This is a genomic window from Corynebacterium sp. HMSC30G07 (assembly GCF_001806945.1).
Classification (GTDB): Bacteria; Actinomycetota; Actinomycetes; order Mycobacteriales; family Mycobacteriaceae; genus Corynebacterium; species Corynebacterium riegelii.
On record NZ_KV786454.1, the window covers coordinates 135,916 to 148,674 of the forward strand.

The 12,759-nt window shown below is 63.8% G+C and carries 16 protein-coding genes; 10 read left to right on the plus strand and 6 right to left on the minus strand.

Annotation, left to right across the window (positions count from 1 at the left end; genetic code table 11):
• Positions 1–10: 10 nt before the first annotated feature.
• From HMPREF3104_RS03860 to pdxY (HMPREF3104_RS03875), 4 genes are read left to right on the plus strand one after another with little or no spacing between them, the layout of a single operon-like run.
• The gene (locus HMPREF3104_RS03860; protein WP_070494430.1) at positions 11–1,033 is read left to right on the plus strand and encodes a PhoH family protein; all 1,023 of its coding nucleotides are present in this window, start codon (positions 11–13) and stop codon (positions 1,031–1,033) included.
• Positions 1,030–1,614, plus strand: a complete 585-nt coding sequence (gene ybeY / locus HMPREF3104_RS03865; protein WP_070494432.1) for an rRNA maturation RNase YbeY — start codon at positions 1,030–1,032, stop codon at positions 1,612–1,614. Before HMPREF3104_RS03860 ends, ybeY begins: the two co-directional genes overlap by 4 nt.
• A complete protein-coding gene (locus tag HMPREF3104_RS03870) occupies positions 1,615–2,943 on the plus strand; it encodes a hemolysin family protein (protein ID WP_070494434.1) in 1,329 nt (442 codons plus the stop codon).
• Positions 2,940–3,791: a pyridoxal kinase PdxY gene (gene pdxY, locus HMPREF3104_RS03875; protein WP_052203380.1), complete on the plus strand. Its 852-nt coding sequence runs from the start codon at positions 2,940–2,942 to the stop codon at positions 3,789–3,791. Before HMPREF3104_RS03870 ends, pdxY (HMPREF3104_RS03875) begins: the two co-directional genes overlap by 4 nt.
• Before the next feature lie 3 nt (positions 3,792–3,794).
• Here pdxY (HMPREF3104_RS03875) and fmdA read toward each other — a convergent pair whose 3' ends face one another.
• Together fmdA and HMPREF3104_RS12930 are read right to left on the minus strand one after the other, a co-directional pair.
• Positions 3,795–5,045: a formamidase gene (fmdA, locus tag HMPREF3104_RS03880; RefSeq protein WP_052203382.1), complete on the minus strand. Its 1,251-nt coding sequence runs from the start codon at positions 5,043–5,045 to the stop codon at positions 3,795–3,797.
• A gap of 13 nt (positions 5,046–5,058) precedes the next feature.
• Positions 5,059–5,289 carry a zinc ribbon domain-containing protein gene (locus HMPREF3104_RS12930; protein ID WP_371441036.1) on the minus strand — a complete coding sequence of 77 codons (231 nt, stop codon included), beginning with the start codon at positions 5,287–5,289 and terminating at the stop codon, positions 5,059–5,061.
• 130 nt (positions 5,290–5,419) lie between these two features.
• Here HMPREF3104_RS12930 and pdxY (HMPREF3104_RS03885) point away from each other — a divergent pair, with 130 nt between their 5' ends.
• Genes pdxY (HMPREF3104_RS03885) through HMPREF3104_RS03900 form a run of 4 tightly spaced genes read left to right on the plus strand, consistent with a single transcriptional unit; the run spans position 5,420 to position 8,603 of the window.
• Entirely contained in the window at positions 5,420–6,196 is a 777-nt protein-coding gene (gene pdxY, locus HMPREF3104_RS03885; RefSeq protein ID WP_070494436.1) for a pyridoxal kinase, read from the plus strand.
• Between the two features lie 5 nt (positions 6,197–6,201).
• Positions 6,202–7,122: a GTPase Era gene (gene era / locus HMPREF3104_RS03890; protein ID WP_052203387.1), complete on the plus strand. Its 921-nt coding sequence runs from the start codon at positions 6,202–6,204 to the stop codon at positions 7,120–7,122.
• Complete coding sequence (recO, locus tag HMPREF3104_RS03895) at positions 7,123–7,845, plus strand: DNA repair protein RecO (protein WP_052203388.1); 723 nt, start codon at positions 7,123–7,125, stop codon at positions 7,843–7,845.
• A gap of 8 nt (positions 7,846–7,853) precedes the next feature.
• Positions 7,854–8,603, plus strand: coding sequence for an isoprenyl transferase (locus HMPREF3104_RS03900; RefSeq protein WP_070494438.1), 750 nt, complete (start codon positions 7,854–7,856; stop codon positions 8,601–8,603).
• 60 nt (positions 8,604–8,663) lie between these two features.
• Here HMPREF3104_RS03900 and HMPREF3104_RS03905 read toward each other — a convergent pair whose 3' ends face one another.
• Together HMPREF3104_RS03905 and HMPREF3104_RS03910 are read right to left on the minus strand one after the other, a co-directional pair.
• Entirely contained in the window at positions 8,664–9,134 is a 471-nt protein-coding gene (locus HMPREF3104_RS03905) for a Fur family transcriptional regulator (protein WP_070494440.1), read from the minus strand.
• Positions 9,135–9,156: 22 nt separating this feature from the next.
• Positions 9,157–9,513 carry an ArsR/SmtB family transcription factor gene (locus HMPREF3104_RS03910; protein WP_070494442.1) on the minus strand — a complete coding sequence of 119 codons (357 nt, stop codon included), beginning with the start codon at positions 9,511–9,513 and terminating at the stop codon, positions 9,157–9,159.
• 127 nt (positions 9,514–9,640) lie between these two features.
• Between HMPREF3104_RS03910 and HMPREF3104_RS03915 the strand changes: the two genes are divergently transcribed.
• The gene (locus tag HMPREF3104_RS03915) at positions 9,641–11,023 is read left to right on the plus strand and encodes a glycine--tRNA ligase (RefSeq protein ID WP_070494444.1); all 1,383 of its coding nucleotides are present in this window, start codon (positions 9,641–9,643) and stop codon (positions 11,021–11,023) included.
• Positions 11,024–11,283: 260 nt separating this feature from the next.
• Here the strand turns inward: HMPREF3104_RS03915 and HMPREF3104_RS12935 are convergent, their stop codons facing one another.
• Complete coding sequence (locus HMPREF3104_RS12935) at positions 11,284–11,454, minus strand: DUF4226 domain-containing protein (protein WP_371441037.1); 171 nt, start codon at positions 11,452–11,454, stop codon at positions 11,284–11,286.
• A gap of 77 nt (positions 11,455–11,531) precedes the next feature.
• Here HMPREF3104_RS12935 and HMPREF3104_RS03925 point away from each other — a divergent pair, with 77 nt between their 5' ends.
• A complete protein-coding gene (locus HMPREF3104_RS03925) occupies positions 11,532–11,951 on the plus strand; it encodes a hypothetical protein (protein ID WP_141738113.1) in 420 nt (139 codons plus the stop codon).
• 146 nt (positions 11,952–12,097) lie between these two features.
• Here HMPREF3104_RS03925 and HMPREF3104_RS03930 read toward each other — a convergent pair whose 3' ends face one another.
• Positions 12,098–12,727, minus strand: a complete 630-nt coding sequence (locus HMPREF3104_RS03930; RefSeq protein WP_070494447.1) for an HNH endonuclease signature motif containing protein — start codon at positions 12,725–12,727, stop codon at positions 12,098–12,100.
• Positions 12,728–12,759: the final 32 nt, after the last annotated feature.

Sequence of the window (12,759 nt, forward strand, 5' to 3'; positions counted from 1 at the left end):
GAAGCGCATTATGGAAGAACTGCTCACCCGGAAAATCGAGCTGGATTCCGCCTACGCGCAATCCGTCCTTGGGGTCAACGATGAAAACGTCCGCGTACTCAGCCAACATTTGGGCGTGGACGTGCACGCGCGGGGCACGACGGTGACGCTGCGTGGCCAGGCCCACCGTGTTGGCCATGCGCTGCGCGCGCTGGACGAGCTGGAGTCGATGGCGCGCCGCGGGGTGCCCGTGACCGCCGATACCGTGGTGCACGCCGTGCGGATCATGGAAAATGAGGCGCCGGAGTCCGTCGCCGAGATCTTGGGCGCGGAGATTGTGGCGCGCAAGGGCAAGGTGATTCGTCCGAAGACGGCGGGGCAGCGTCGTTACGTGGATGCGATTGACGCGAACACGATCACGTTCGGCATCGGCCCGGCAGGTTCCGGCAAGACGTACCTGGCGGTGGCGAAAGCCGTGCAGGCGCTGCAGAACAAAGAGGTCAAACGCATCATCCTGACCCGCCCAGCCGTGGAAGCGGGCGAGAAGCTGGGCTTTTTGCCCGGCACGCTCAGCGACAAGATCGACCCGTACCTGCGGCCCTTGTATGACGCGCTGCGCGACATGCTGGACCCGGAGATGATTCCGAAGCTGATTGAGGCCGGCATCATCGAAGTCGCCCCGCTTGCCTACATGCGAGGCCGCACGCTTTCAGACGCCTTTGTGATCCTGGATGAGGCCCAAAACACCACCGGCGCGCAGATGAAAATGTTCCTGACGCGCCTTGGGTTCGGCTCGAAAATGGTGGTTACTGGCGACGTATCCCAGGTGGACCTGCCGCGCGGCACCGTCTCTGGCCTGCGCGTGGCGCGTCGCATCCTGGGTGACATTGAAGGCATCGCATTTATGGAACTGCGCGCCGAAGACGTGGTGCGCCACCACCTGATCTCGCGCATTGTTGCGGCCTATGACCGCCATGATGCGCAAAACGCGGCGCGCTACGAAAAGCGCCAGCGAGAAATTGAGCGCGAACGTGAGCTGGAGGCAGGCCAATGAGTATTGAGGTGCTAAACGAGTCGGGTGAAGCCGACGTTAACGAGGAAATGTTGGTGGACGTCTGCTCGTTCGCGCTGCGTGCGATGGACGTCCACCCCGATACCGAGGCGACGATCACGCTTGTAGACGAAGCGACCATGGCCGACCTCCACGTCCGCTGGATGGACCTCGAAGGCCCCACCGACGTGATGAGTTTCCCCATGGATGAGTTGACGCCGGGCGGTGGGCGTCCAGACGCATCTCCGTTTGGTGCGGCCATGCTTGGAGACATCATCTTGTGCCCCGCCTTCGACCGCAAACAAGCCGACATGGCCGGCCACGACCTAGCGCACGAGCTGGCGCTGCTCACCGTCCACGGGGTGCTGCACCTGCTTGGATACGATCACGTCGCCCCGGACGACGAGCACGAGATGTTCGCGCTGCAAAACGAGATCCTGTCGGACTGGTACGACTCGCTGCATTCGCGCGGCGTGACCTACCAGGACAAGCCGACGGGTCCGCACGCGTTTCCGTCGGCGGCGGACCGCGAGGAGCTGGATCGCCGCATGCGCGCCGCCGGCGAGCAGGCAGGGGAGCGTTAAGTGCCACTCACACTTGCATATGCGGTGACGACGCTGATCGCACTGCTGCTCTCCGGCCTGCTTGGTTCAGTAGAGTCGGCGCTGGCGCCGATTTCGCGCGCCCGCGTTGAGGGCATGGTCAAAGACGAGGTGCGTGGCGCCGGCGCGTTGCTGCGCGTGGTGGATAACCGCGCAAGCCACGTTAATACGCTGGTGATGCTGCGCACCGTGTTGGATGTGGTGGCGGCGGTGTTTGCCGCGATGCTTGCCATGGACCTGATTGCTTCCGACGTGTGGGCGATCACCGCGGCGGTGGCCGCTGTGACGTTGCTGCAGTTCGGCATCATCGGCGTGTTCGCGCGCACGGCGGGCAAACGCAACCCGTATTCCATCAGCTTGCGCGCCGCGCAGTGGCTGGTGGCGTTCCACACCATCCTCGGCCCGCTGTCGGGGTTGCTGATCAAGCTGGGCAACGTGTTCCACCCGGGTGAGGATTTCCGCGACGGCCCGTACTCCACCGAGGTGGAGCTGCGCGAGATGGTGGATATTGCCCAGGAGCAGGGCGTGGTGGAAACCACCGAGGGCCGCATGATTCAGAATATTTTTGACCTCGCCTCCACCCACGCCCGCCAGGTGATGGTGCCGCGCCCGGAGATGATCTGGATCGAGGAGGACAAGACGGCAGCCCAGGCCACGCGCCTGATGGTGCGTTCCGGCCACTCGCGCGTGCCCGTGATCGGCGAGGACGTCGACGACATCGTCGGCGTTGCCTACCTCAAGGACATGTTTGGTGATGACGGCCGCCCCATCGACCGCGAAACCGCAATCACCAACGTGGTGCGCGAGCCGCTGTTCGTCCCCGACTCCAAGCCGTTGGACGTGTTGCTGAAGCAGATGCAGCAGCAAAACACGCACATCGCGATTGTTGTGGACGAGTACGGCGGTGTGGCCGGCCTGCTCACCATGGAGGACCTGTTGGAGGAGATCGTCGGCGAGATCACCGACGAGTACGACGAAGACGAGGCCGCCCCCATCGAGCACCTCGACATGGATTCGGACACCCGCCTGCTTCGCGTCCAGGCCCGCCTGCCGCTGGATGACCTCATCGACCACCTCGCCGACCACCTGGACTACGAGCTCACGTACGACGACGAGGTGCTCGATTCCGTCGATACCGTTGCCGGGTTGTTGTCGTATGAGTTGGGGCGTGTGCCGTTGCCGGGGTCGTCGATAAGCATGGATGGCCTGACGTACACCGCCGAAGGCGGCCGTGACCGCCGAGGCCGCATCAAGACCCGTTCTGTTTTAGTTAGTGTTCCCGCGAGCGCGGGGGAGGAGTTTTCCGAGTGAATATTTTGTCGATCCAGTCGGCGGTGGCCTACGGGCACGTGGGTAATTCGGCGGCGGTGTTCCCGCTGCAGCGCATCGGGCATGAGGTGTGGCCGGTGCATACGGTCAACTTCTCCAACCACACCGGCTACGGCGCCTGGAAGGGCCCGGTGTTGCCGGCGGACGATGTCGCAGCGGTGATTGCGGGTGTTGAGGAGCGTGGGGCTTTCCCGCTTGTCGACGCCATCCTGACCGGCTACCAAGGCGCCCCCACCATCGCGGACGTGATCATCGATACCGTGGCCCGCGTCAAGGAAGCTAATCCGAAGGCGATCTATGCGTGCGACCCGGTCATGGGCAACGCGAAGTCCGGCTGCCACGTGGCGGATGAGATCCCGCCGATGCTGCGTTCCAAGGTGGTGCCGGTTGCGGACATCATCTTCCCGAACCAGTTCGAGCTGGGCTACCTCACGGAGCGCGACGTGACGGATCTGGACTCCACGCTTGCCGCTGTGGAGGCGGCTCGCGACATGGGCCCGGAGACGGTTGTGGTGACGTCGGTGGAGCGCCCCGAGACCGCCGAGCTGGACGTGATGGAGATGCTGGTGGCTAACAGCGAGGGCACGTGGATGGTGCAGACCCCGCGCCTGCCCATGAAACGCAACGGCTCCGGCGACGTCACCGCCGCCCTGTTTACCGGCCACCTGCTGAACTCGGCTGATCCGGCGGACGCGCTGGCAAAAACCGCCTCGTCGGTCTACGACATGTTGCGTCTGACCTTCGAGGCGGATTCCCGCGAGCTCAAACTGGTTGAGTCGCAGGAGTTTTTTGCGCATCCGGCGATGCAGTTTGGCGTCGAAAAGCTGTAGCTCTTAGAACGCCGAACGTGGTGCGCCGATGCCCGGGTCGATGCGCGGTGGGTCGCCGGCGCCGGGGCGGATGTCGATGTCGAAAATCTCCGTAGGCAAGTAGACCGTGGCGCACGAGTTCGGGATGTCCACCACGCCGGAGAAACGGCCTTCGATCGGCGCGGCGCCCAACAGCAGGTAGGCCTGCTCCGGCGACCAGCCGAACGTGGTCAGGTAATCGATGGCGTGCAGGCAGGCGCGCTGGTACGCAAGCTGCGAATCTAGGTAGCGCTGCTCACCCTCAAGCGTCACCGACGTGCCGGAGAACGCCAGCCACTGGCTGTAGCGCGGCTCCACGTTGCCGGGCATGAAGATGGCGTTCTCGCTGACGTTGTACTTGGCCATGCCGTCTTTGATGATGTCAACGTGCAGGTCAATGAAGCCGCCCATCTCGATGCCGCCGCAGAACGTGATCTCGCCGTCGCCCTGGGAGAAGTGCAGGTCGCCGACGGAGAAGTTCGCGCCGTCCACATACACGGGGTAGAACACGCGGGTGCCCTTGGACAGGTTCTTGATGTCCTGGTTGCCGCCGTTTTCGCGCGGCGGAGCGGTACGTGCGCCTTCGGCGGCGACGCGGTCGAACTCAGCGCCTTCCAGCGAACCCAGCACGGCACCGTTCGGCTCCGGCGGCAGCGCCAGTGGCGGTACGCGCTCCGGGTCGGTGGCAATGAGCGCGGCTTCGCGCTGGTTCCACTTGCCCAGAAGCTCGTGCGACGGCGCGGTGCCCATCAGCCCCGGGTGGATGATGCCGGTGAAGCTCACGCCCGGGATGTGGCGCGAGGTTGCGGTCTGGCCCTTGAAGTCCCAGACGGCCTTGTAGGCGTCTGGGAACTGGTCGGTGAGGAAGCTGCCGCCGTTCTTCTTGGCAAAGATGCCGGTGTAGCCCCAGCCCTGGCCGGCCAGCGGGCCTTCCTCCTGCGGGATCGGGCCGACATCCAGGATGTCCACCACCAGCAGGTCGCCGGGCTTGGCGCCTTCGATGCGGAATGGGCCGGAGAGGGTGTGGACGGTGTTGAGTGGGGCGTCTCGAATATCGTCGGCGCTGTCGTCGTTTTTGATGAAGCCGTCGAACCATTCGCGGCAGTCAACGCGGAATGAGTCGCCGGGCTTTACCGTGACCGCCGGCGGGATGTCTGGGTGCCAGCGGTTGTGGCCGAGTGTTTCTTGCTCGGTGAATGGCTTGGTTGAGTCGAGGGGAAACAGGTTGGTTGGCATGGGGTGATCCTCCTCAGGGTTTGGGTAGTTTTGCGTGTTGAGGGTTGCGCGTGACGGGCGTTGCGCGTTTGTTGCCTGCGCTTGGCAGGCTGTTGACTACGGCTGGCTCGTATGCGCTCTTCTGTGTTGCTTCGACGGCGCGTGCTTTGGCTCCGTCGACACGTCGTACGGAAACGGCGCTGATCATCCGGTTGGCTACGTCGCCGCAGTTGGGGCATTCGCGGGTGCGTTGCTCGCTGGACATGGGTAGCTGCTGCTCGGATATGTGGCCAGCGCCGCATTTGAATTCGTAGATGGGCAATGCCTCTCCCTTCGCATTTTGTGGTTGCAATCACAGAAGTACCCCCACTCTAGCGATTGTTAGGATTTTCGCCGTGAATATCGTTTCCTTGCAGTCTCACGTGGCCTACGGGCATGTGGGAAATTCGGCGGCTACCTTTGCTATGCAGCGCTTAGGTCATGAGGTCTGGCCGGTGTACACGGTGAATTTTTCCAACCATACGGAGTACCCCGATTGGGGTGGGCCGGTGATGGACCCGGCTCAGGTCAAAGATGTGCTGGACGGGTTTAGTTTTGCGTTTGACCAGGTTGATCTGGTGGTCACTGGCTACCTGGGTTCGCCGGAGCTTGCGGAGGTGGTGCGCGAGACCGTGACGCGTATCAAGGCGGCGAATCCGCAGGCGCGCTATATCTGTGATCCGGTGATTGGTAATGAGGAGGTTGGTTCTTTTGTCAGCCCGGAGATGCCGGATGTGTTTCGTGAGGTGCTGATTCCGCTGGCTGATGCGATTACCCCGAATGAGTGGGAGCTGAACCTGCTCGGGGTGGATCTGCCGTCGCGCGCGTTGATTACCTCGGTGGGCTCGGATCCTTTGCGCATGATCGATGTGTCGCCGGAGGGCACTTTTTGCTTATCGACGCCACGTTTAGGCGGCAACGTCGTCGGCGCCGGAGACCTCGCCACCGCACTCTACGCGGCAATGTTTGATGAGCCGGCCCGCGACAGGCTGGGTCATTTGGGGGCGACGATGTTTGATTTTGTCAACGAGGTCCGCACGCGCAATCTGCCGGAGCTGCCGCTGATTGAGTGCCAGGAGCTGCTCGTCCGGCCGCGCTCCTCCTTTGAAGTGGTGGAGGTTGAGTACCCTTAGGCGTTATGCATGATTTCACTTCCGCACCTGAGGGCTTCCGCTCTGGTTTTGTTGCTTTCGTGGGCCGTCCGAATACGGGTAAGTCCACGCTGACCAATGCGTTGGTGGGGGAGAAGATTGCGATTATGGCGGATCAGCCGGAGACAACTCGTCACCCGATCCGCGGCATTGTCAATCGCGATGACGCCCAGGTGATCGTGGTGGACACCCCGGGTATTCACCGCCCGCGCACGCTTTTGGGTGAGCGTTTGAATGACGTGGTGCGCGACACGTACGCGGACGTGGACGTGATCGGCTTTACGGTGCCGGCGGATGAGAAGCTCGGACCCGGCGACCGCTTCATTTATGAGCAGATCCGTGAGATCAGTCCGAAGGCGCCGGTGGTTGGCATTGTGACCAAGCTGGACAAGACGTCCAAGGACGCGGTGGGCGAGCGCCTCATTGAGCTGCATGAGATGCTGGGGCCGGATTCGGAGGTTGTGCCGGTGTCCGCCACCGAGCAGGTGCAGCTGGACGTGCTTTTGAACGTCCTGGTGTCCCAGCTCCCCGAAGGCCCCCGCTTCTACCCCCAGGACCACGTGACCGATGAGGACATGGAAACGCGCATCGCGGAGCTGATCCGTGAAGAGGCGCTCAAGGGTCTTCGCGAGGAACTGCCGCACTCCGTTGCCGTACAAGTAGATGAGATGGTGCCGGACCCGGACAACCCGGAGCGCACCATGATCTACGCCGTGGTCTACCTAGAGCGCCCCGGCCAGAAGCGCATTCTGGAGGGCCCGGACGGGCGCCGCCTGTCCGGTATTACGCACCGCGCGCGACGCCAGATCATGGACCTGACCGGCACCAACGTCTACCTGGACCTGCGCATGAAGGTGCTGAAGAACTGGCAGTCGGACCCGAAGGCCCTCGGACGGCTGGGCTTTTAGGTGGCCTTTAACTCCTGGCGCGACCGCGCCTACATCATCCGCACCTATGACTTTGGCGAGGCGGACCGTGTCATCGTTTTGCTCACCGAACACCACGGCCTGGTACGCGGCGTGGCCAAGGGGGTGCGCAAGTCCAAGTCCCGCTTCGGCTCGCGCCTGCAGCCGTTTGTGGAGGTAGACGTGCAGGTCTACCCCGGACGCAAAACCAATGCGCTTGCCACCATCACCGGCGCGGACACCGTGACCTACTACGGCCACCAAATCACCGACAACTTTGACCGCTACACCGCCGCCTGCGCGATCATGGAAACCGCAGAAAAGCTGGCTTATGAGGAGGCGGATCCGGGGTTGTTTGGGTTGGTGGGGGCTGCGTTGGGGCGTCTACAAGCAAACGAAGCTCCGACAATGGTGTTAGATGCCTTCATCCTCCAAGCCACAGACCATGCCGGCTGGGGAGTCACCCTGTTCAACTGCGCCAACTGCCAGGCGCCCGGCCCGCACCGCGCGTTCAACCCCGCAGTAGGCGGCGCCGTGTGCACCAACTGCCGCCCGTCCGGATCCGCCGACGTGGACCCGGAAGTCCTCCACACCATGTGGCTGCTGCAACACAACCACCCCGCCGGCCCCGAGCACGCCGCCGCCGCGCACCGCCTGACTGCCGCGCACCTGAACTATCACCTTGAAACCGGGCTGAAGTCACTGCGCGTGATGGAGCAGGCATAATCAAACGCATGACACCGCAACCTCCCGCGATTGACCCAAAGTTCATCCCACGCCACATTGCGCTGGTCATGGACGGCAACGGCCGCTGGGCCCAAGAACGTGGCCTGCCGCGCACGGAGGGACACAGGCGCGGGGAGGCGGTGCTTATGGACTGTGTGGATGCCTGCATCGCCATGGGCGTCGACTGGCTGTCCGCCTATGCCTTTTCGACGGAGAATTGGCGCCGCTCCGCCTCCGAAGTGCGTTTTCTGATGGGTTTTTCGCGCGACGTGCTGCGTCGCCAACGTGATGAGCTGCATGAGAAAAACGTGCGCATCGTGTGGGCGGGCCGCCGTCCGCGGCTGTGGCGTTCGGTGCTGCGTGAGCTGGAGGAAGCCGAAGCGCTGACGAAGGACAACACCGGGCTCACGCTCGCCATGTGTATTAATTACGGCGGCAGGGCCGAGATTATCGACGCCACACGTAACCTCATCCAAGCCGCCAACGACGGCAACATCCGCCCCGGCGACATCAACGAGGACACGCTGTCCCAATACCTGTACCGCCCCGACATGCCGGACGTGGACCTGTTTCTGCGCCCGAGCGGGGAGAAGCGCACGTCGAACTTCCTTTTGTGGCAGTCGGCGTACGCGGAGATGGTCTACCAGGACACGCTGTTTCCGGACTTCACGCCGCAGCACATGTACGACGCAGTGCTGGAGTACGCCAAGCGCGACCGCCGCTTCGGCGGCGCGGTAGATAAGTTCGCGAAACCCTAGCGAAACCCCAGCGCGCCGGGCGCGGTTTGGCGCCGCTACGGGCCAGCAGTTTTGGCGCCGCTACTGCCTCCCCGGCTCGGCCTGTGCCTCTTGTTCGGCTTGCGCTTCTTGTTCGGCTCGCGCGGCTTGGCAGGTGCGGCAGATGCCGTACACCTCGGCGTCGTGCGCCACGAGCTCGTAGCCGTAGCGCGACGCAACCGCCTCCGCCCAACGCTCCACCGGCCCGCCCTCAACTTCCTCGCTGCGCCCGCACTTGGTGCACACGAGATGGTGATGGTGGTGCGGACTCACGCAGTGGCGGTACAGCGTTTCGCCCTCGGGGGTCTGCAACACGTCCACAATGTCCATCTCCGCCAACGACTGCAGCGTGCGATACACGGTGGTCAGGCCGACTTGTTCGCCGCGCTCTTCAAGCATCCCGTGGATTGTCCTGGCGGAGGAGAAGCGTTCAACCTCGCGCAGCATCTCCACGATGGCGGTGCGCTGTCGCGTCGAGCGGGGACCGATCTTCGGAATGGGCTGTTTGGCCATACCTACCACTATTAGCCCACCGCTAATCTTTTTGCGGCCTCGGGGTTGACGGGGTGAGCCCCGGGGCCGCGATTGCCGCCACGCCAACCCCACCCGAATGCCCCCGCCCCGCAAGCCAGTGGATTGCGTCAACTACCCCCGGATGCGTCAACGAATAGACCACCTCACGCCCTTCACGACGCGACGCCACCACCCCCGCCGCCCTCAAAATCCGCAAATGCTGCGAAATCAAAGGCTGCGATTTACCCAAGGAGGTGACGAGGGTGTTGACGGCGCGGTCGCCGTCGGCAAGCAAAAGCACCAACTGCAACCGCAACCGCGAATCAAGCGCGCTGAGCAGTACAACAGTGCGCTCAAGCTCCCGCGGTGTCAGTTCCATGCCGGAATATTTTACTGCAAATGGACCAGTAAATGTTGCACATTTCCCCACACCATGCAGAGTTTGCTGGTCGCTTCGCTAGACTGATGCCGATAGTGTTCAGACGCAAAGAGGAGGCTCGGACCAAGTGCCCGCCAATACAATCGATACCGTAGTTAACCTGTGCAAGCGCCGCGGCCTTGTATACCCGGCCGGTGAAATCTACGGCGGCACCCGCTCTGCCTGGGACTACGGCCCGCTTGGCGTTGAGCTGAAGGAAAACATCAAGCGCCAGTGGTGGCGCCACATGGTGCAGTCCCGCCGCGACACGGTTGGCGTTGACACCTCCATCATCCTGCCGCGCCAGGTGTGGGTCGCATCCGGCCACGTTGAGGTGTTCACGGACCCGCTGGTGGAGTCGCTCTATACCAACAAGCGCTACCGCGCCGACCACCTCATTGAGGCCTACGAGGAGAAGCACGGCCACCCGCCAGCAAACGGCCTGGCAGACATCAATGACCCGGAGACCGGCCAGCCCGGCAACTGGACCGAGCCGCGCGAGTTCTCCGGCCTGATGAAGACGTACCTGGGCCCCGTCGACGACGAAGAGGGGCTGCACTACATGCGCCCCGAGACGGCTCAGGGTATTTTTGTGAACTTTAAGAACGTGATGACGTCGTCACGCATGAAGCCCCCGTTCGGCATCGCCAACATTGGTAAGTCCTTCCGCAACGAGATCACCCCGGGCAACTTCATCTTCCGAACCCGCGAGTTTGAGCAGATGGAGATGGAATTCTTTGTCAAGCCGGGTGAGGACGAGCAGTGGCACCAGTACTGGATTGACAACCGCCACCAGTGGTACATCGACCTGGGCATCAACCCGGATAATCTGCGCCTGTACGAGCACCCGCAGGAGAAGCTGTCGCACTACTCCAAGCGCACCGTGGACATCGAGTACGCGTACGGTTTCCAGGGCTCCAAGTGGGGCGAGCTGGAGGGCATTGCCAACCGCACGGATTATGACCTGAAGACCCACTCCGAGGCCTCTGGTGAGGACCTGTCCTACTTCGACCAGGAGTCCGGCGAGCGTTGGATCCCGTACTGCATCGAGCCGGCGGCAGGCTTGGGTCGCGCCATGATGGCTTTTCTTATCGACGCCTACGATGAAGAAGAAGCCCCCAACACCAAGGGAGGCACCGACACTCGTGTTGTGCTGCGCCTTGACCGTCGCCTCGCGCCGGTGAAGGTGGCCGTGCTGCCGCTGTCGAAGAAGCCGGAGCTTGCCGACCCGGCGGGCGAGCTGGCGGACAAACTGCGTCAGTTCTGGAACGTGGAGTACGACACCTCGGGTGCGATCGGCCGCCGCTACCGCCGCCAGGACGAGATTGGTACGCCGTTCTGCGTGACCTATGACTTTGAGTCGTTGGAGGACAACGCGGTGACCGTGCGCGAGCGCGACACCATGGAGCAGGAGCGCGTGCCGCTGGCAGAGCTCGAGGCATACCTGGCTGCGCGACTGATCGGCTGCTAATGCATTACGTCAGTTGGGATCGTACGGACCGGGACGCGCCGAAGCTGCTTGTAGAGGACGGACCCGAGGTACTCGGCGTGTTTCGTGGTACGCACGCGGATGTTGGCGGCGAAGTCTGGGAGCTGACCGTTGCACCTGAGGCCGGGGCCAGCGCGGTGCGCGACGGTGTGGAAATCGTGCGTGCCGCCGACCCGCTGAAGCGCGGCGAAACCATCCGCGCCGAGGTTGAGGGGCGCGGCTACACGCTGGTTAGCGAGACCTCATCGAACTGGATCATCGACAACGCCGCCGGCGAGAAAGTCGCGCAGTTCACGCGCGCCAACTCGGGTGTGCGCAAGGCGATCCTGGAGTTCGAGGGCGAAACCGACCTGCCTGCCACGGATGTCGTGGCGCTCGCGTGGCTGTCGCGCGAGGTGATGGAGTCGCGCCAGAACGTCTCCGCAAACGCGCTGATTGCCACGCTGGTGCTGCTGTCCGTGGTTGCGGTGCTGGTGTACGTGCTGTGACCGTGCCGCACACGATCACGATTGCGGGCGTGTCCATGGTGGTCAAATCCACCAAGGCCACGCACGTGCGCGCCACTACTATCGACGGCCACCCGTACACCCTCCGCAAACGCTCCATCACCGTGAGCAAATACGTGGCTGACTGTGGCGGGCGCACCTACACCGTGCGCCGCCGCGGCAGCTCGCCGCTGCATAAGCGCCGCGAGATCACGGACGCGGACGGCCGCCTCGTCGGCACCACGGAGTCCACCCCCGAAGGAAACATCGAACTCACCGTGATTGATACCCCCGCCGCCATTTCCGGCGCCGACCGTGCTTCCGCCGCTGACCCCGCCAACCGGCAGCTTGACGTGGACCTCGGCTTCATCGCCTGGGCGCTGTCGTTTATCGACGCCCCAATCACCAACCTCCGCCTCTCCTAACCCCGCCCATTACCCCCGCGCACGGTGTACCCGCACCCGCGCGAACCCCACACCCGCACGCACCCGAGCACGCACGGCGTACCCGTACCCGCGCTAACCCCGCGCACCCGCGCTAACCCCGCGCACCGCACCTTCGCGCACCGCGCTTACCGTTTGATGGTGCCGAATAGTAGGCGCATTGCGCCCGGAGGCCCGGCGGTGTTCTCGATAGGCGGGCCCCATTCGGGCTGCCACGCGGGGCGGCCGCGGATGAGCGTGATGTGGCCGGCGCGGCGGCGTCGTTTAGCAAGGCCCCCTGTAACGCCGGGGTCGTCGTCGTTGACGCGATTGTGGTAGCTGCACAGCATGGTCAGGTTGTCCATGTTGGTGTTGCCGCCGTGCTTCCACGGCGTGACGTGGTGCGCTTCGCAGTGCTCGGCGGCAGTTTTGCAGTCAGGCCAGGCGCAGGTGGGGGAGACCAGCTTGGCCAGGAGTCGTTGTTTCGCATTTGCGTACCTGCGCCCCCTGTACACATCCACCGCGCCCTCCACCGGGTGAAACAGCGCCACTTCCAGCTCGGCGCCGTGGTGGAGCGCGAGGTATTCGGCGCCGGTGATGGTGGTGCCGTCGCTGAGCCCGAGCAGCACGTCCTCCGCACCCGCACCCGCACCCGCGCCCGCGCCGTTGCTGGCACTGCCGGCACTGCCGCTGTGACCGCTACCCGCGCCGCCGCTAGCACCTGCGCTGGGGTTTGGAACCGTGCGGCCAAGCAGTTTGACGTGCTCGGGCAGCGGCACGAGGACGACGGGCCGCGGCGCGGCAGCAGCCA

Coding starts and splice junctions, on each gene's coding strand:
- HMPREF3104_RS12930 (WP_371441036.1), bottom strand. CDS start 5,289: ATGTCCAGCGAGCAACGCACCCGCGAATGCCCCAACTGCGGCGACGTA.
- HMPREF3104_RS03905 (WP_070494440.1), bottom strand. CDS start 9,134: ATGGCCAAACAGCCCATTCCGAAGATCGGTCCCCGCTCGACGCGACAG.
- fmdA (WP_052203382.1), bottom strand. CDS start 5,045: ATGCCAACCAACCTGTTTCCCCTCGACTCAACCAAGCCATTCACCGAG.
- ybeY (WP_070494432.1), top strand. CDS start 1,030: ATGAGTATTGAGGTGCTAAACGAGTCGGGTGAAGCCGACGTTAACGAG.
- HMPREF3104_RS03910 (WP_070494442.1), bottom strand. CDS start 9,513: ATGGAACTGACACCGCGGGAGCTTGAGCGCACTGTTGTACTGCTCAGC.
- HMPREF3104_RS03860 (WP_070494430.1), top strand. CDS start 11: ATGGAAGAACTGCTCACCCGGAAAATCGAGCTGGATTCCGCCTACGCG.
- HMPREF3104_RS03900 (WP_070494438.1), top strand. CDS start 7,854: ATGACACCGCAACCTCCCGCGATTGACCCAAAGTTCATCCCACGCCAC.
- era (WP_052203387.1), top strand. CDS start 6,202: ATGCATGATTTCACTTCCGCACCTGAGGGCTTCCGCTCTGGTTTTGTT.